Annotated in this window: 16 protein-coding genes and 1 pseudogene; 7 read left to right on the top strand and 10 right to left on the bottom strand. The window is 48.8% G+C overall.

The window, feature by feature from the left end; all coding sequences use genetic code 11:
• Positions 1-10: 10 nt before the first annotated feature.
• The 4 genes from dtd to typA form a co-directional block, all read right to left on the bottom strand.
• Positions 11-448, bottom strand: coding sequence for a D-aminoacyl-tRNA deacylase (gene dtd, locus EDF88_RS23470; protein ID WP_064514968.1), 438 nt, complete (start codon positions 446-448; stop codon positions 11-13).
• Positions 445-1317, bottom strand: a complete 873-nt coding sequence (locus EDF88_RS23475) for a virulence factor BrkB family protein (protein WP_064514966.1) — start codon at positions 1315-1317, stop codon at positions 445-447. Before EDF88_RS23475 ends, dtd begins: the two co-directional genes overlap by 4 nt.
• Positions 1314-1910: a glucose-1-phosphatase gene (gene yihX / locus EDF88_RS23480; protein WP_134187706.1), complete on the bottom strand. Its 597-nt coding sequence runs from the start codon at positions 1908-1910 to the stop codon at positions 1314-1316. Before yihX ends, EDF88_RS23475 begins: the two co-directional genes overlap by 4 nt.
• 153 nt (positions 1911-2063) lie before the next feature.
• A complete protein-coding gene (gene typA / locus EDF88_RS23485; protein WP_064514962.1) occupies positions 2064-3890 on the bottom strand; it encodes a ribosome-dependent GTPase TypA in 1827 nt (608 codons plus the stop codon).
• Positions 3891-4233: 343 nt separating this feature from the next.
• On the opposite strand from typA, the gene glnA reads away from it, so the two are divergent.
• The 3 genes from glnA to glnG all read left to right on the top strand — a co-directional run bounded on the left by glnA (position 4234) and on the right by glnG (position 8244).
• A complete protein-coding gene (gene glnA, locus EDF88_RS23490) occupies positions 4234-5643 on the top strand; it encodes a glutamate--ammonia ligase (RefSeq protein ID WP_064514959.1) in 1410 nt (469 codons plus the stop codon).
• Positions 5644-5776: 133 nt separating this feature from the next.
• Complete coding sequence (gene glnL / locus EDF88_RS23495; protein WP_064514957.1) at positions 5777-6826, top strand: nitrogen regulation protein NR(II); 1050 nt, start codon at positions 5777-5779, stop codon at positions 6824-6826.
• 8 nt (positions 6827-6834) lie between these two features.
• Complete coding sequence (gene glnG, locus EDF88_RS23500) at positions 6835-8244, top strand: nitrogen regulation protein NR(I) (RefSeq protein ID WP_064514955.1); 1410 nt, start codon at positions 6835-6837, stop codon at positions 8242-8244.
• Positions 8245-8351: 107 nt separating this feature from the next.
• Here the strand turns inward: glnG and hemN are convergent, their stop codons facing one another.
• Together hemN and yihI are read right to left on the bottom strand one after the other, a co-directional pair.
• On the bottom strand, positions 8352-9725 hold the full coding sequence (gene hemN / locus EDF88_RS23505) for an oxygen-independent coproporphyrinogen III oxidase (protein WP_134187708.1): 1374 nt from the start codon (positions 9723-9725) through the stop codon (positions 8352-8354).
• Positions 9726-9874: 149 nt separating this feature from the next.
• Complete coding sequence (gene yihI, locus EDF88_RS23510; RefSeq protein ID WP_064561467.1) at positions 9875-10396, bottom strand: Der GTPase-activating protein YihI; 522 nt, start codon at positions 10394-10396, stop codon at positions 9875-9877.
• A 560-nt stretch (positions 10397-10956) separates the two neighbouring features.
• On the opposite strand from yihI, the gene yihA reads away from it, so the two are divergent.
• A complete protein-coding gene (yihA, locus tag EDF88_RS23515; protein WP_134187710.1) occupies positions 10957-11640 on the top strand; it encodes a ribosome biogenesis GTP-binding protein YihA/YsxC in 684 nt (227 codons plus the stop codon).
• A 297-nt stretch (positions 11641-11937) separates the two neighbouring features.
• Here yihA and polA read toward each other — a convergent pair whose 3' ends face one another.
• Entirely contained in the window at positions 11938-14730 is a 2793-nt protein-coding gene (polA, locus tag EDF88_RS23520; protein WP_134187712.1) for a DNA polymerase I, read from the bottom strand.
• 447 nt (positions 14731-15177) lie between these two features.
• On the opposite strand from polA, the pseudogene EDF88_RS23525 reads away from it, so the two are divergent.
• Positions 15178-15565 (top strand): annotated as a pseudogene (locus EDF88_RS23525) (hypothetical protein).
• Between the two features lie 31 nt (positions 15566-15596).
• Here the strand turns inward: EDF88_RS23525 and dsbA are convergent.
• The 3 genes from dsbA to EDF88_RS23540 form a co-directional block, all read right to left on the bottom strand.
• Positions 15597-16220: a thiol:disulfide interchange protein DsbA gene (gene dsbA / locus EDF88_RS23530; RefSeq protein WP_134187730.1), complete on the bottom strand. Its 624-nt coding sequence runs from the start codon at positions 16218-16220 to the stop codon at positions 15597-15599.
• A 28-nt stretch (positions 16221-16248) separates the two neighbouring features.
• Positions 16249-17235: a serine/threonine protein kinase gene (locus EDF88_RS23535; protein WP_134187714.1), complete on the bottom strand. Its 987-nt coding sequence runs from the start codon at positions 17233-17235 to the stop codon at positions 16249-16251.
• A 76-nt stretch (positions 17236-17311) separates the two neighbouring features.
• Positions 17312-17581: a YihD family protein gene (locus EDF88_RS23540; protein ID WP_064514941.1), complete on the bottom strand. Its 270-nt coding sequence runs from the start codon at positions 17579-17581 to the stop codon at positions 17312-17314.
• A gap of 72 nt (positions 17582-17653) precedes the next feature.
• Here EDF88_RS23540 and mobA point away from each other — a divergent pair, with 72 nt between their 5' ends.
• The gene (gene mobA, locus EDF88_RS23545) at positions 17654-18235 is read left to right on the top strand and encodes a molybdenum cofactor guanylyltransferase MobA (RefSeq protein WP_134187716.1); all 582 of its coding nucleotides are present in this window, start codon (positions 17654-17656) and stop codon (positions 18233-18235) included.
• A complete protein-coding gene (mobB, locus tag EDF88_RS23550) occupies positions 18236-18739 on the top strand; it encodes a molybdopterin-guanine dinucleotide biosynthesis protein MobB (RefSeq protein WP_134187718.1) in 504 nt (167 codons plus the stop codon).
• Positions 18740-18870 lie beyond the last annotated feature (131 nt).

Here is an 18870-nt window from a genome sequence, read left to right on the forward strand (position 1 = left end):
GGCTGCGAATTCAGACCTGTAACCAAAACGTCACCGGGCCGTCATTGGTCAGGCTGACTTTCATGTCGGCGGCAAAACGCCCAGTTTCGGCAACAATGCCCTGCTGTCGACAGCGTTGAACAAAGTATTCATATAACTCTTCAGCAAGCTCAGGTGCTGCACCACAAGAAAAACTCGGGCGCATGCCGCGTTCGGTATCAGCGGCGAGGGTAAACTGCGACACCACCAGCACGCTGCCACCGGCTTGCTGAACGTTCAGGTTCATCTTGTCGTTTTCATCGCCAAAAATGCGGTAACCCAAAACACGTTCGCAAAGGCGATTCGCTTTCTGTTCGTTATCTTCTTTTTCGACACCCAATAACACTAAAAGTCCCGGGCCAATTTCACCCGTCACTTCACCGTCCACGGTGACGCGAGCGTGGGTGACACGCTGTATTAATGCAATCATGGTTCTTCCAATTCTTCCTGCTGGGCTTCGACACGGAGTTTGCGGTAATCACCGAGAGTGACAGTAATTTCGGCGCCGAGCAACACGATACACCAGGTCCAATAGACCCAGACAAATAAAATGGGGATCACGGCTAATACGCCGTAAATCAATTGGTAAGAGGGAAACATGGTGATGTAGAGGGCAAAACCTTTCTTACCAAGCTCAAATAAAAGAGCGGCCACCAGCGAGCCAATCAGTGCGTCTCGTACCGGGACTCGAGTGGTTGGAACGATGCTATATAACATCCAGAATGACAGCCAGGAGAGCAGCAACGGGAAGATACGCAACACAATATCAATCGTGCTGTTAAAGCCCGTCACCCAGCGCAGCGAAAGCAGATACGAACTTATCACCAGACTCGCACCTGCCAGCAGCGGCCCTAGCGTCAAAATCATCCAGTAGACGGCAAACGAGTAAATTTTTGGCCTGGTGCGCGTGCTGCGCCAGATAGTATTTAGTGCGCTATCCACGGCATACATCAGCAGCAATGCTGTAACGATAAGGCCACAGGCCCCCACAGCAGTCATCTTGTTGGAGTTAGCAACAAACTGTTCGATATAGCGTTGGATGATATCGCCCGTCGCGGGCAGAAAGTTTGAGAAGACAAAATGCCGCAGTTGAATACTAACGTCGGCAAACATCGGGAAAGCTGCAAATAACGCAAACACTACCGCAACCAAAGGCACCAGTGAGAGCAATGACACGTAAGCAAGGTTACCTGCAAGCGTGGTCATATTGTCCTGGTCAATCCGATGCCAGAGCAATTTACCCCAGGCGATACAGGGCCTGAGGTGCTTGCTCGTTTTGCGATGAACGTCTTTTATCATAGGCTTTTTGAGAAATAATCGGGCACCGTGTTTTTACCGGTCACCAAAATGCTGGTGATCCCCACCTGTTGAGCTCCTTTAATATTATCGGCGTTGTCGTCAAAAAAGACGGCTTCATTCGCGGAAAAACCTTCCGTTTCGAGGAGTTTTTGATAGATCTCTGCATCGGGTTTACGCATTCCCATTTCCTGAGACAGATAGATTTTATCTGCCGCCTCGGCGATTTGCGGATATTCACCGGGCCAGAAATAAGTATGTAAGCGGTTGGTATTAGAGAGCACAACGACGCGATGCCCCTGTTCACGAAGTTTATTCATGACGGCAATCACTTCTGGACGTAAGCCAACAAAGATAGCCTGCCAGCCTGCAGAAAACTGATCAAAGCTCAACGCCATGCCCATTTCTTCGCATATCGCAGCAGCAAATTCTTCGTCGCTAATTTGCCCCCGCTCGTGGCGTTGAAACGCCTCGCCCATTACAAAGCTTTTCTGCAAATTCGCCAGCGGGACACGGCTGTAATCGCTCCAAACCCCCATTACTCGGTTGAAGTCGATATCAACGATGACGTTTCCTAAATCAAAGATATACAGCATAAGCTTCTCCTTTGCGCATGGACAAATAACTGTAGCGGTAAAGGGTAGCTTTGACTATCGCAGATAAAAAAGCGATCCGGGTTCTGCGAGTTATTAAGCAAAAAAAAGCCCCGCCTAAACAGGCAGGGCTTCAATGCTTTGCAGGAAAGAAACTTACGCTTCTTTGCTACCACGACCCGCACGTTTGCGGTCGTTTTCAGTCAGGTGACGCTTACGAATACGTACGGAAGTCGGAGTAACTTCTACCAGTTCGTCATCATCGATGAATTCCAGAGCTTGCTCCAGAGACATCTTCAATGCAGGAACCAGAGTTGTTGCTTCGTCAGTACCGGACGCACGCATGTTGGTCAGTTTCTTACCGGTCAGGCAGTTTACAGTCAGGTCGTTAGAACGACTGTGAATACCGATGATCTGGCCTTCGTAAACTTCTGCACCGTGACCCAGGAACAGCTTACCGCGGTCCTGCAGGCTGAACAGCGCAAACGCGACTGCTTTACCCTGGCCGTTAGAGATCAGCACGCCGTTCTGGCGCTGGCCGATTTCGCCTGGCTTCACGTCGTCGTAATGGCTGAATGTGGAGTACAGCAGACCAGTACCAGAAGTCATGGTCATGAACTCAGTACGGAAGCCGATCAGGCCACGTGCTGGGATCAGGTAATCCAGACGGATACGGCCTTTGCCGTCAGGGATCATGTCTTTGACATCGCCCTTACGCTCGCCCATCGCCTGCATTACAGAACCCTGGTGCTGTTCTTCGATATCCAGAGTCACGTTTTCGAACGGCTCTTGCATACGACCATCGATCATACGGTTGATTACTTTCGGACGGGACACAGCCAGTTCGAAGCCTTCACGACGCATGTTTTCGATCAACACAGACAGGTGCAGTTCGCCACGACCGGATACACGGAATGCATCCGCATCTTCGGTTTCTTCAACACGCAGTGCAACGTTGTGCACCAGCTCTTTGTTCAGGCGGTCAAGGATCTGACGAGAGGTAACAAATTTACCTTCTTTGCCACAGAACGGAGAGGTGTTGACGTTGAAGAACATGGTAACAGTTGGTTCATCAACAGACAGTGCTGGCAGCGCTTCAACATTTTGCGTATCGCAAAGAGTGTCGGAGATGTTCAGCTCGCCCAGACCGGTAATCGCGATGATGTCGCCGGCTTCAGCTTCGGTGGATTCAATACGCTCCAGACCGAGGTGAGTCAGTACTTTACCGACTTTACCGTTACGAGTTTTACCTTCGCTGTCGATGATAGTGATTTGCTGGTTAGGCTTCACTTTACCGCGTTTGATGCGACCGATGCCGATTACGCCAACGTAGTTGTTGTAATCAAGCTGGGAGATTTGCATCTGGAACGGACCATCAGAGTCAACGGATGGTGCTTTAACGTGGTCAACAATCGCCTGGTACAGCGGGGTCATGTCTTCCGCCATCTCATTGTGATCGTTACCCGCGATACCCATCAATGCTGATGCATAGATGATTGGGAAATCGAGCTGCTCGTCAGTCGCATCAAGGTTAACGAACAGGTCAAATACCTGATCAACAACCCAGTCAGGACGCGCGCCAGGACGGTCAACTTTGTTGATTACAACAATTGGCTTCAAACCGTGGGCAAATGCCTTTTTGGTTACGAAGCGCGTCTGCGGCATTGGGCCATCCATTGCGTCAACGACCAGCAGAACGGAGTCTACCATGGACATTACACGTTCAACTTCGCCACCGAAGTCGGCGTGCCCAGGGGTATCAACGATGTTGATACGGTAGTCATTCCATTTGATAGCGGTGTTTTTAGCGAGGATGGTAATCCCACGCTCTTTCTCCAAATCGTTGGAGTCCATCACGCGTTCGGTGGCTTCAGCACGTTCGTTACTGAAAGTACCAGATTGCTGCAGCAGCTTATCAACCAGGGTAGTTTTACCATGGTCAACGTGCGCGATGATGGCGATATTACGCAGATTTTCGATCACAACTTTGCCTCAGGCATTAGAAATAGCGCGTTATTGTACACGTATTAATCGAAGGACATAACAGGATCACAAAGAACTTTTACAAACAATGTAAAAAGTAATGGTTTGTGATCGCTTTCACGGAGCAAAAAAGGGAGCCACAACGAAAATTGCACCAATATGGTGCTCAAATCTCAGACTGAAGCACTACATTGGTGCAAACTATCCATCGTGGTGCAGCCCTTTTGCACTATAGTGCGCATGATAGCGCCTTTTTGGGGTAATTTAAAAGTTGGCACAGATTTCGCTTTAATCATTTCAGGGCAACAAGCCAATTCAATGACCAAATCCGGGAGAGTTAAGTATGTCCGCTGAACACGTTTTGACGATGCTGAATGAACACGAAGTGAAGTTTGTTGATCTGCGCTTCACTGACACCAAAGGTAAAGAACAGCACGTCACTATCCCTGCTCATCAGGTTACTGCTGACTTCTTCGAAGAAGGCAAAATGTTTGATGGCTCTTCAATTGGTGGCTGGAAAGGCATCAATGAATCCGACATGGTTCTGATGCCAGATGCGTCTACTGCTGTCATCGACCCGTTCTTCGCTGATTCTACGCTGATCATTCGTTGCGACATTCTTGAGCCAGGCACCATGCAAGGTTATGACCGCGACCCGCGTTCCATTTCCAAGCGTGCTGAAGACTACCTGCGTTCTACTGGCATCGCCGATACCGTACTGTTCGGGCCAGAACCAGAGTTCTTCCTGTTCGACGACGTTCGTTTCGGTAGCTCTATCTCCGGTTCTCACGTTGCTATCGATGATATCGAAGGCGCTTGGAACAGCGGCACCAAATACGAAGGCGGCAACAAAGGCCACCGTCCTGCTGTTAAAGGCGGTTACTTCCCAGTTCCACCAGTTGACTCCGCACAAGACCTGCGTTCTGCAATGTGTCTGACTATGGAGCAAATGGGCCTGGTTGTTGAAGCTCACCACCACGAAGTAGCAACTGCTGGTCAGAACGAAGTGGCTACCCGCTTCAACACCATGACCAAAAAAGCAGATGAAATTCAGATCTACAAATATGTGGTTCACAACGTTGCACATGCTTACGGCAAAACAGCGACCTTTATGCCAAAACCAATGTTTGGCGATAACGGTTCTGGTATGCACTGCCATATGTCCCTGGCTAAGAACGGCGTAAACCTGTTCGCTGGTGACAAATATGCTGGCCTGTCTGAGCAAGCGCTGTACTACATCGGCGGTGTTATCAAACACGCTAAAGCCATCAACGCCCTGGCTAACCCAACCACCAACTCCTACAAGCGTCTGGTCCCGGGTTACGAAGCTCCAGTAATGCTGGCTTACTCTGCCGCTAACCGTTCTGCTTCAATCCGTATCCCAGTAGTTGCGTCTCCGAAAGCACGTCGTATCGAAGTGCGTTTCCCAGACCCAGCGGCTAACCCGTACCTGTGCTTCGCAGCACTGCTGATGGCTGGTCTTGATGGTATCAAGAACAAAATCCATCCGGGCGAAGCAATGGACAAAAACCTGTATGACCTGCCGCCAGAAGAAGCTAAAGAGATCCCACAAGTTGCGGGTTCTCTGGAAGAAGCACTGAGCTGCCTGAACGAAGACCGCGAGTTCCTGACTGCGGGCGGCGTGTTCACTGATGAAGCTATCGATGCTTACATCGCTCTGCGTATCGAAGAAAACGACCGTGTGCGCATGACTCCACACCCAGTTGAGTTTGAGCTGTACTACAGCGTTTAATGAGTTAGTCATGTCCGACTTAAGCCCATCGTTGATGGGCTTTTTTATCCACAAATAACCTGTTGCAGCAACGTTTATTGCCGCCAGGAAACTATAATGCACCATCACAGTGCAAATTATCGGAGACTGCTGTATGGCAACCGGCACACTGCCCGATGCTGGGCAGATCCTGAATTCTTTAATCAACAGTATTTTACTGGTCGATGACGAACTGGCGGTTCATTACGCCAACCCGGCGGCACAGCAACTTTTGGCGCAGAGTTCGCGCAAGCTGTACGGCACACCGCTACCAGAACTGTTGAGTTACTTTTCGCTAAATGTTGGCTTGATGCAGGAAAGCCTGACGGCAGGCCAAGGCTTTACCGATAACGAAGTCACACTGGTTATTGATAGCCGCTCCCATATTCTTTCCCTGACTGCACAACGTTTACCAGAAGGTTTCATCCTGATGGAAATGGCGCCGATGGATAACCAACGCCGTTTAAGTCAGGAACAGTTACAGCAGGCGCAGCAAATTGCCGCTCGTGACTTAGTCCGTGGGCTGGCTCACGAGATTAAAAACCCCTTGGGCGGGTTACGCGGTGCAGCGCAATTGCTGGCTAAAGCCTTACCGGACCCTTCGCTCACTGAATACACCAAGGTGATTATTGAGCAAGCCGACCGCTTACGTAACCTGGTCGACAGGCTGTTAGGCCCGCAACAACCCGGCATGCACGTCACAGAAAGTATTCACAAAGTCACCGAACGGGTTATGAAACTGGTGTCGATGGAGTTGCCAGCGAATGTCACGCTGATAAGAGATTACGACCCAAGTTTGCCTGAACTGGCACACGACCCGGATCAAATTGAACAGATTTTACTGAATATTGTGCGTAACGCGCTTCAGGCGCTGGGCAGTGATGGTGGCGAAATAGTGTTACGTACGCGTACCGCTTTTCAGCTTACTCTGCACGGCACTCGCTATCGCCTGGCTGCACGTATTGATATTGAAGACAACGGTCCGGGTATTCCGGCCCATCTGCAGGACACACTATTCTACCCAATGGTGAGCGGACGTGAGGGAGGGACAGGTTTAGGTCTTTCTATTGCACGCAACTTGATCGATCAGCATTCGGGGAAAATCGAATTTAACAGTTGGCCTGGTCATACCGAGTTTTCGGTTTACCTGCCTATTCGTAAGTAGAGGTCTTTATGCAACGAGGGATAGTCTGGGTCGTTGATGATGATAGCTCCATCCGTTGGGTGCTGGAACGTGCACTAACTGGGGCTGGTTTAAGCTGCACCACATTTGAGAGCGGCAATGAAGTTCTGAACGCTCTCGCAACCAAGACCCCGGACGTATTGTTATCTGATATCCGCATGCCAGGCATGGATGGTCTGGCACTGCTAAAGCAGATTAAACAGCGTCACCCGATGTTGCCGGTCATCATAATGACCGCTCATTCAGATCTTGAAGCAGCGGTGAGTGCTTATCAGCAAGGCGCTTTTGATTACCTGCCAAAACCATTTGATATTGATGAAGCGGTGGCACTTGTTGAGCGCGCTATCAGCCACTATCAGGAACAGCAGCAGCCGCGCAATGTGCAGGTTAATGGGCCAACCACCGATATTATTGGTGAAGCGCCAGCTATGCAGGATGTGTTTCGCATTATTGGCCGCCTCTCCCGTTCATCAATAAGTGTGTTGATTAACGGTGAGTCTGGTACCGGTAAAGAGTTGGTTGCACACGCTCTGCATCGCCATAGCCCACGCGTGAAATCACCTTTTATTGCGCTGAACATGGCCGCAATCCCGAAGGATTTGATTGAGTCTGAGCTGTTTGGTCACGAGAAAGGCGCGTTTACCGGTGCGAATCAAATTCGCCAGGGCCGCTTTGAGCAAGCCGACGGTGGCACACTTTTCCTCGATGAAATCGGTGATATGCCGTTGGATGTGCAGACTCGCTTGTTGCGCGTACTCGCTGATGGTCAGTTTTATCGCGTTGGCGGTTATGCACCGGTAAAAGTCGATGTGCGAATCATTGCCGCGACCCACCAGAACCTTGAGTTGCGCGTGCAGGAAGGGAAATTCCGTGAGGATTTATTCCATCGCCTGAACGTTATTCGCGTGCATTTGCCACCGCTGCGTGAACGCCGCGAAGATATTCCGCGCCTGGCTCGTCACTTCTTGCAAGATGCGGCCAAGGAACTGGGCGTGGAAGCGAAATTGCTGCACCCGGAAACAGAAAATGCGTTAACGCGCCTTGCCTGGCCCGGAAACGTGCGCCAACTGGAAAACACCTGTCGTTGGTTAACCGTGATGGCTGCGGGCCAGGAAGTGTTGATTCAGGATTTGCCTGCTGAGCTGTTCGAGACAACCATTCCCGATAGCCCAGCGCATTCTCAGTCAGACAGTTGGGCAACACTTCTGGCGCAATGGGCGGACCGCGCATTACGTTCCGGTCATCAGAACTTACTCTCTGAAGCTCAGCCTGAAATGGAGCGTACATTGCTAACAACAGCACTGCGACATACGCAGGGGCACAAGCAGGAAGCGGCTCGTTTACTTGGCTGGGGGCGAAATACCCTGACGCGTAAATTGAAAGAGTTGGGAATGGAGTAAAAAAAGGGATAAGTCAGCACCATCTGGCTCTTTCTGGTGGATGTCGCTTCGCTAATCCCCCCTACGGATCGTGTAGGTCGGATTAGCGAAGCGACATCCGACACAGATCAGATAACGCGAGAGAACTGCTGCAACCGCGCCTTCTGACGCAAGTAACTATCAAAACACATGCAGATATTACGGATTAGCAGGCGACCTTTTGCCGTCACCTGAATGTGTTTTCCGTCGATATCCACCAGCCCATCTTTCGCCAGTGGTGACAGCAATTTCAGGTCTTCTGCGAAGTACTGTGCAAAATCCAAATCCCAAAGCTGCTCGATTTCCACAAAGCTAAGCTGGAAATTACAGATAAGCGCCTTGATCACGTCACGGCGAATGCAGTCATCACGGGTTAGCGCCAGACCTCGCCACAGCGCATCGCCTTGCTGATCAACCTGTTGATAGTAGGTTTTTAGCTCTTTCTGGTTCTGCGCATAGCAATCGCCAATCATGCTGATGGCGGAAACGCCCATCCCAAGCAAATCTGTATCGCCCTGCGTGGTATAGCCCTGGAAATTACGATGCAATTTCCCTTCACGCTGCGCGATCGCCAGTTCGTCATCTGGCCGGGCGAAGTGGTCCATACCAATAAACTGGTATCCGGCATGGGTCAGCGAGCCGATAGTTTCTTGCAGAATATCGAGTTTTTGCTGAGCGCTGGGTAAGTCTGCATCTTTGATTTTACGTTGTGCGGCAAACAGAGTCGGTAAGTGCGCATAGTTAAAAACGCTTAACCGATGCGGGCTCAGTTCTGCAACACGCTTGAGCGTGAAGGCAAAACTTTCTGGCGTCTGTTTTGGTAGGCCGTAAATCAAGTCGATATTGGTCGAGGTGAAACCGAGTTCACGCGCACGTTGAATCAGCGCAAAGATAAACTCTTCATCTTGCTCACGGTTAACCAGGCGCTGCACTTCTTTGTTGAAATCCTGCACCCCCATACTCAGGCGGATAAACCCTTCCTGACGCAAATGGTCCAGCACATCGAGTTCAATTTCACGCGGATCAATTTCAATAGAGAGTTCAGCATCTTCGTTGAAACTGAAATGACCCCGTAGAAGCCCCATCAGACGGCTTATCTGCGTTTTACTGAGGTAAGTGGGTGTACCGCCGCCCCAATGCAGTTGACTGACGTGACGGCCCTTAAAGAGCGGTGCACGGTGGGCAATCTCTTGCTCCAGGGCATCGAGGTACTGATCGGCCTTATGCGTCTGGCGAGTCACGATTTTATTGCAGCCACAGAAGTAGCAAAGCTTGTGGCAGAACGGAATATGGACGTATAGCGAAAGCGGGCGCTCAGGATAACGAGCAACCGCTTCAAGAAATGCCGCCTCGCCGAAGCCTTCTGAGAACTCCAGCGCGGTAGGATAAGAGGTATAACGCGGCCCTGAATAATTATATTTCTGGATCAGGGCCAGATCCCAATCAATTAACTGCTCAGACATGCTTACTCCCTCCGGTGATGCCGCATTCGTTGACGGCGCAACGATTTTTGCAATCGCGACAACCGCCGTAGTTTAACGAATAACCACAGCAGATAACACACCAGAGGAATAACCACGCAAAGAACAGGTAATCCCATTGAGATTTACCGTTAGTCGGTGCCTTTGAGCAGACGCATCAAATCATCGCCTTTCTCTTTTTCTTCTTCATCTTCGTCATCTTCATAGGCGATGCCGAGTTCAGCCATCAGCGCATCGATGCGATCAAGCTTAGCGTTAACCCAAGCCTGCTCTTCTGCGTTGAGTGTTTCACCTTCTTCAAGACGCTCTAACAGCGCATCCAGGCGCTCATCGTTCTCCAGCAAATCCAGTTCAGCCTGTGGTGTTAGCATAGGTTTCTCGACTTTAGGTTTGTGCTGTTTAGGTTTTTTGACCTGGACTTCAGTTACGCCCAGGGCGATTGGTTTTTTGCTGCCAATGCGCGGATCTTTAGCCTGTGAGCTGCCACTTCCACTTTTTTCCTGCGTGCCACCGGTTGAACGGCTACCCGCTGCGTGCCCGCTGCGTTTTTTCTCACGCTTACGGTCACGTGCTTCACGATCGATCTCTTCACGTGTTTTGCGACGTGCTTTTGAAGGTTTAGAGCCAGGTGCTGCTGAGTTTTGTTGCTTCATAATAAATTATCTTGAGCCATTTTTATTCAGTATAGAATTGCGGCGGAATCTAGCAGAAAGCAAGCAAAGAAAAAAGGCGGCAGGTTAACCTGTCGCCTTTTTCTTGTCTTTGGACCCTTCATAAGTCACACAATCCCTGTTTGCACTCGACGCCCTGTCTTTCCCTTGCAAACAACTTCCGTGTAAATCCTTGTCCTTTTTAAACGTCTCCAGACGTTGCCTCCTGGCATTTTCCTGGTTCTTCGCCATCCTGACGATCCTGAACCCTCATCCTGAGTTGCTATCCTTGGTGGCTCTCCTTTGCCTGTGCCGCTTACTTTACTCTGAGCGCTTGATTCCACAAGATTAGTATTTGTGTAAGCTTACAGTTGAGACTTAGCAGTCGATACATAACCACATGTTATATAATCACTTTCAATTATGTCTGCATCTTACAACACTGCATTGTCTGTCAATATGAATGGTCAATGTCTTACAAACCTCGGGCGAATTTCTGTAATCCTGTAAGCCTTGCCCGAGAAACACGGCGTTTTCCCCATGTTCAGGTATAATCCTCCACAATGCTCATCCTGAGGGAGACAACCGTTTTGAAAAACTGGAATTACCAGCTGACCCACTTCGTGCTTAGCGCACCGGACATTCGCCATTTACCTTCTGATACCGGTATTGAGGTTGCTTTCGCAGGCCGCTCCAACGCAGGGAAATCCAGCGCATTAAATACGCTGACCAACCAGAAAGCCCTGGCGCGTACCAGTAAAACACCTGGCCGTACGCAGCTCATCAACCTGTTTGAAGTGGCTGAAGGCTTACGTGTGGTGGATTTACCGGGCTATGGCTACGCCGAAGTACCGGAAGAAGTAAAACTGAAATGGCAGCGCGCGCTTGGCGAGTATCTGCAAAAACGTAATAGCCTGAAGGGTTTAGTCGTGCTGATGGATATCCGTCATCCACTGAAAGACCTTGATCAGCAAATGATTAACTGGGCTGTTGCGAGCGGCATTCCAGTGATGCTGCTGTTAACCAAGGCCGATAAACTGGCGTCTGGCGCGCGTAAAGCACAGCTGAAAATGGTGCGCGAAGCGGTGGTAGATTTTGGCGGTGATATTCAGGTAGAAGCGTTTTCGTCACTGAAAAAGATCGGTGTCGATGTACTGCGTCATAAGCTTGATGGTTGGTATAACGATATCCCGCCAGCGACCGAAGAAGATGATGTAGAAGAAGACGACGAAACAGCTGGCGAATAAAAAGAGGCATGGGTTCGCCCGTGCTTTTCCTTATTTTCCTGACTTGCGCGCAATAAAAAACGCCCCAGTCATTACTGACTGGGGCGGCTAAAATATTCAGCCAAATCCGATTACGTGAAGTAAAAGGTCTGAAAGATAGAACATCTTACCTCTGTACCCTACGCAAATAACTCTACTCCTTTTTATTCGGTTGAAAAAGCATTTTTTGTAGTTTTTTTTCACCCTTTACACTCCGATATTGAAGCGTCATCACAAAAAGCTATGAGTTATGTTGCTTAGTTACATAAATCGCTTTATTTAGTGAGCCTCATCCCAATTTACGCCACTTCCGACTTCCACCAGCAATGGCACATCTAGCGTCATACTGCCTTCCATCAGTTCGTGGATTTTCTTCGATACCGCTTCCAGATCGTCCTGATGAACTTCAAACACCAGTTCATCGTGTACCTGCATGATCATTTTTACACGTGGCTTTTCTGCTTCCAGCCAGGCATCAACCGCAATCATTGCTCGTTTAATAATATCAGCCGCAGTTCCTTGCATCGGGGCATTGATCGCCGCACGTTCAGCTCCGGCACGGCGGGCTGCATTGCTGGAATTGATGTCCGGTAAATACAGGCGACGGCCATCCAGCGTTTCGACATAGCCTTTATCTTTCGCCTGAGTACGGGTGCGTTCCATATACTCCAGCACGCCCGGGTAGCGTTCGAAATAAAGATCCATATATTTCTGCGACTCTTTACGTGGGATGTTGAGTTGGCGTGACAAACCAAACGCACTCATACCGTAAATCAGGCCAAAGTTGATGGCCTTAGCGCTGCGGCGCTGTTCGCCTGAAACACTATCCAATGGCAGCCCAAACACTTCTGCGGCTGTCGCACGGTGAATATCTTTGCCTTCGGCAAAAGCAGTGAGCAGCCCTTTGTCGCGGGATAAATGTGCCATGATGCGCAATTCGATTTGCGAATAGTCGGCAGAAACGATCAGGTAATCTTTTGGCGCAATAAAAGCCTGGCGAATACGACGCCCTTCTTCATTACGCACCGGAATGTTTTGCAGGTTCGGTTCTGTGGAAGAAAGACGGCCGGTTGCCGCTACAGCCTGATGATAAGAGGTATGCACGCGCCCGGTTTTCGGGTTAATCATCAGTGGCAATTTATCGGTGTAAGTCGATTTCAGTTTTGCCAGGCCACGGTGCTCAAGAATAACTTTAGGCAGTGGGTAATCCAGAGCCAGTTCTTCCAGCACTTCCTCAGAAGTTGACGGTGCGCCACCCGGGGTTTTCTTCAGCGGCTTAATGCCCTGCTTTTCAAACAGAATAGTTTGCAGCTGCTTAGGAGAAGCCAGATTAAAGGCTTCGCCCGCGATTTCATGAGCCGTGATTTCCAGTTCAGCAAGACGTTTGGTGAGCTGCTCAGAATGTGTGTGCAGCACAGCCGGATCAATCTTCACGCCATTACGTTCAATGCGTGAAAGCACAGGCACCAGCGGCATCTCAATGTTTTTAAAGATGCTCAATGGCCCTTCGCGCTGCTCAAGTTTCGGCCACATTTTCAGGTGCAGCTGCAACGTAACATCCGCATCTTCTGCGGCGTAACGCCCCGCCTGTTCCAGATCTATTTGGTTAAAGGTCAGCTGCTTTTTACCCTTGCCGGCAATCTCTTCAAAAGTGATGGTTGTGTGCTTCAACCAGCGAGAAGACAAACTGTCCATATCATGGCGGCCCGCGACGCTATCAAGAATGTAGGACTCGAGCATGGTATCGAAGGCAATGCCACGTAGTTCGATATCATAGTTTTGCATGATGCCACGGTCATACTTGAGGTTCTGCCCAACTTTAAGAACGCTTTCGTCCTCAAGCAATGGCTTCAGCAGTTCAAGGGCACGCTCACGTGGGATCTGCACCGGAGCACCAATATAGTCATGCGCAACGGGGATGTAGCAGGCAACTCCGGGTTCAGTAGCAAATGAGAGGCCCACCAGGTTCGCACTGACGTTATCTAAACTGTCTGTTTCCGTATCAAAGGCAATAACCGGCGCTTTCTTCAGGCGGGCAATCCACTCCTCAAGGACGCTTTCTTCAAGAATGGTGACGTAGTTGTCATGCGAGAGTGCATTAGCTGGCTCTTCCGGTTCAACCTCGGCTTCAATCTCTACCGTTTTCGTGGATTGTGCCGCAGGTTTTGCACCCTTAGCTTGCATCCACTTGCCGGCTTCGACGTCCGTGATCCAGCGTTTAAATTCATATCGTTTGAACAAGTCGAGAAGCTCTTCATCTGCCGGCTGCTGGACTTCTAACTGTTCGCAGCCCAGCTCAAGCTCCACATCTGTTTTGATAGTGGCCAGCTTATAGGAGAGGTAAGCAAGATCTTTGCTTTGTTCAAGCTTCGCGGCCATGGTCTTCGCACCACGGAACGTCAATTCTGCAATTTTCTCAGGGTTGGCATACAGCGTGTCCAGACCTCCTAAACCTTGCAGCAGCGCCTGTGCGGTTTTCTCACCCACACCTGGCACACCAGGGATGTTATCTGAAGAGTCGCCCATTAATGCCAGGAAATCGATGATAAGTTCTGGAGGAACGCCATATTTTGTACGGACTTCATCCGGGCCAAGAATGGTATTCGTCATGGTATTGATGAGCGTGACACCCGGCGTAACCAGTTGCGCCATGTCTTTATCGCCGGTACTAATCAGCACAGGGCGGCCAACACGTTCCGCCTCAAGTGCCAGAGTACCAATAACGTCATCGGCTTCCACGCCTGAAACAGCCAGCAGCGGTAAGCCCATAGCTTTAACCATTGCATGGAGTGGCTCAATTTGAGCACGCAGATCGTCAGGCATTGGCGGGCGGTGAGATTTGTAATGCTCAAACAGCTCGTCACGGAAGGTTTTGCCTTTAGCATCAAACACCACAGCGGCATGCGTCGGTTGATACTGCAACAACAGACTGCGCAGCATGTTCAACACACCGTACATTGCCCCGGTCGGTTCACCTTTGCTATTGGTCAGCGGTGGAAAGGCGTGATATGCACGATAGAGATAAGATGAGCCATCAACGAGGATAAGTGGGTTTTGCGCAATCTGAACCATAATGTTCCGTTCCGTGACTGGTTTTTTAGTTTATGGCTAAAGGATGCCATAGCCTGGCTGAAAACATGAACTTTTGAGGCAGATAAGGTGAAAAGTTTTGTTGATCTTCGAGATCGCCCTCAAGATCAATGCTGTGGATAAGTTTGTGCATAATTCTTTAAGCAATTGATTACTTAATACAAAAGAAATCCAAACCCCAATAAATATCTTTATTTATCATGTCTTTATGTTTTGTCTATTCATTGAGAGGCGATTTCATGAATGATCTATAAATGTGGATATAAAAAATAACTATGTCTTAGCGCAATAATATCGGAACCTCATCACACACTGTTCTTTAATGAGCAGTTTTAGTTTCATCACCGACTAATTTTTTCTGATAAAATTTCCCCCTTATTATCCTTTCCCCAACAACTGACACTCTCTAACCAACTGAAAAATTTACTTATGACGAGATTATTCGCCGCAATAACGTTGATTCTGAGTGTCGCTCTTACCATTCTGGTAACTATTGCCTGCTCAGTACCCATTATTATCGCCGGCATCATTAAGCTGCTATTACCCGTTCCCGTCATCTGGCGCTCAATGTTTAGGGAAACAGTTCGACAAGCTGCTCAATGTGGCGCTCTGCTATCCTGAAAACGCGCAAAGCCCGTTCTACGATATGTTGACCGGCAAGATGACCCGGATTGTGGTGAGAGTTTCGCTGGTGCCCATTGCAGAGGATCTGCATGGAGACTATGTGAATGACAAAGGATTTAAGCGGCGCTTTCAACAATGGTTGAATGCGGTATGGCATGAGAAAGACGCTTTACTTACGAGTATCAAACAATAGAAGAAAGCCGGTCAATGACCGGCTTTTTTAATTACTTTTTCTCAACCAGGAACTTGGCCACATCAGCATACTGCTGGACGAATACGTCCATATTGCTGGTGTCCATTCCTTGTGGATTCAGTTGGTATTTACCATTGACGAAAATAGCCGGGACACCCTGCAATTGCAGGTCAGCTGCTGCTTTCTCTTGTTGAGCAACCAGAGATTTCACCACAAAGCTGTTCCATGCCGCATCGTATTCTTCTGCTTTAATGCCAGCATCAATGAACACTTTACGGATGTCCGCAACGTTTTGAACAGATTGGGTTTTCTGAACAGCTTCAAACATTGGAGCGGTGATTTTATCTTCCACGCCCAGTGCCAATGCAACAGCCCATGCCTGAGTCAGATCCTTGCCCAATGGGCCGAGGAACTCAACATGGTATTTGGTCATTTTGGTGCCTTCTGGGAGTTTTTTCTTCACGGTATCAGAAACATGAAGCACTTCTTCAAACTGGTAGCAATGCGGGCAGTAGAAAGAGAAGAACTCTAAAACCTGTGGCTCACCAGCAACAGGTTTTTCCAGAGTCACGAACTCTTTGCCGTCAGTGAACTGCGCTGCAGACACGCTAAATGCCAGGACCATCCCCGCCAGCGCCAGCCAAATCTTTTTCATCATCAAATCTCTCCTGAATAAATACTGATTAATACATTGGCGTTAATGTTAGTGGTGGTTCACGTAGAACCCGAACCTGCTCTGTAAAAGTCGCAGTTTGTGTTCTCCAGTAATCTTCGTCGGTAAGCCACGGAAAATTTCTGGGGAAGGCAGGGTCATCCCAGCGTCGAATTATCCACGCGAGATAATAAACCATACGCATTGCTCGTAAAGGTTCTATGAGTGCAATTTCGTCTGATTCAAAGGGGGTAAACTCTTCGTATGCTTCGACAATCATTTCCAGCTGCATTCTCTGTTCGGCTTTGTCACCATTCAGAAGCATCCAAATATCCTGAATTGCCGGGCCATTACGAGCATCATCCAGATCGACAAACAATGGGCCATCGCGCCAGAGAATATTCCCCGGATGACAGTCGCCATGTAGACGCAATGGTTGGAAATCAGAATGCCAGTGAAGCTTAACTTCCTCGATTAGAGCATCTGTCGCTTTAAGGAAATTTTGCTTCAGGGCTGATGGAATGAGAGGCGTATGCTCAAACAGTGCGCGTGGCTCAAACAAATATTCACTCAAACCTATGTCAGGACGCGCTGCAAAGAGCTTGCGTCGCCCGGTTTGATGAATACGACCAAGGTAACGACCCACCCATTCCATCTGATCGAGATTATCTGTTTCGTATTGTCGCCCACCTAAACTAGGAAACACTGCGTACATAAAACCTTGGTGGCGTAGTAATGTTTGGCCGTTGAAATGCAATGGCGCAGCGACTGGAACCTCGTCTGCTTGCAGCTCAAGAGAAAACTGATGTTCTTCTTCTATTTGTTCTGCGGACCAGCGATGGGGGCGATAAAACTTCACCACATAACGTTTACGATCCTCGTCCTGAAACTGATAGACACGGTTCTCAAAACTGTTTAATGGCGTCAAGCCGGAATCCACCCGTATACCCTGTTCGAAAAGGGCATCCATGATGGTATCCGGATGTAGTGTTTGGAAATTGAAAGCGCTGTCTGTCATCCAGCCAACCAACTGTAAATGCGAATAGTTGAGGATAACATTTCGCAGCCATTTAGGTGGGCTGGCTTACAAGCTTTTACTCTTTAATTACGCCGCGAGCACGCAGTAATGCTGTCTTAAAATCTTCTTCGTAGTCTTTCTGAATACCAGGAATAACAGCATCTTTCGAAGAATCACGCATTTTCAGATGATAGATAAGCACATCATCAGTGAGTTCGGTTAATTCACCGGTATAACCTGACTCTTTGCTGAGTTTCTGCAAAAATTGAATCAAGTTGAGATCCGGCTCTTTCTGCCATGCGGGCTGAAGTAGCTCGAGCAGTTCGTTAAGGCGTTTACATTTCATGATTGTGCTCCATTCACATGAGAGATGTCACACGTTAGCAGGCTCAAACCCACATTAAAAGAGGCGATATAGGTGAGATGTTTAACAGAAGTTACTGGTGTGGTGTTGGCCGGTGGAAAAGCAACAAGGATGGGCGGTCAGGATAAGGGACTCATAAATCTTAATGGCCGTCCACTGTTTGAACACGTCATGAGTAAGCTAGCACCTCAGGTGGGTAATGTGGTGATCAGTGCTAACAGAAATATTGAAATATATCAGTCTTTTGGGGTTAATGTCCTAAGTGATACGCTCCCTGATTATCCAGGGCCGCTGGCTGGAATCTTGTCTGCAATGCAGCATCTGATTGGTGAATGGTTTCTGTTCTGTCCTTGCGATACGCCTAATATCCCGGACAATCTGGCATACAAACTGTGGATGCAAAAAGGTGAATCCAATGCAGTATGGGTGAACGATGGCGAGCGAGACCATCCAACCATTGCGCTTATACACCGTAAGTTAGTCACAGATCTTGAGCAATATTTGGCTGCTGGCGAGCGCAGAGTGATGATTTTTCTGCGTGAAGTCGGAGGGAAACCCATACTGTTTGCGAAGCAGATACAAAACTTCATCAACGTAAATACACCTGAAGATCTTATGCAATGGGAGAAACAATAGATGCTGCCATTGTTAGCGTTTGCAGCTTGTAGTGGGACGGGGAAAACCACGCTGTTGAAGCGAGTAATTCCTTTATTGAATGAACGAGGTATTCGTCCTGGGCTGATTAAACATACGCATCACGATATGGACGTAGATAAGCCTGGAAAAGATAGTTATGAACTACGCAAGGCTGGAGCGGCGCAAACCATTGTTGCGAGCCAAAAGCGCTGGGCACTCATGACTGAAACACCTGATGAGAACCAGTTAGATCTTTACTACCTTGCCAGCCGAATGGATGAATCATCACTGGATATGATACTGGTCGAGGGTTTTAAACATGAATCAGTACCCAAGATACTGCTTTATAGAGAGGGTACTTCTCTGAATGCTGGCGATTTAGCGATCGATAGCCATGTCATTGCCATCGCCAGTGATGTAAATCTGCACACATTACTCCCTATACTGGACATTAATCACCCGGAACAAGTCGCTGATTTCATCGTTAACTGGTTGAAAAAATAGAAATCTAAGAAACAAACTGAGAAAAGTAGGCAGGAATTTCATAAATCGCATAAAACAAAAAAGCCCCATGCTTTCGCATGAGGCTTGTTTGTTTATTTGGAGCCTGGCAGTTCCCTACTCTCGCATGGGGA

This window comes from Buttiauxella sp. BIGb0552 (genome assembly GCF_004366275.1).
GTDB classification, from domain to species: domain Bacteria; phylum Pseudomonadota; class Gammaproteobacteria; order Enterobacterales; family Enterobacteriaceae; genus Buttiauxella; species Buttiauxella gaviniae.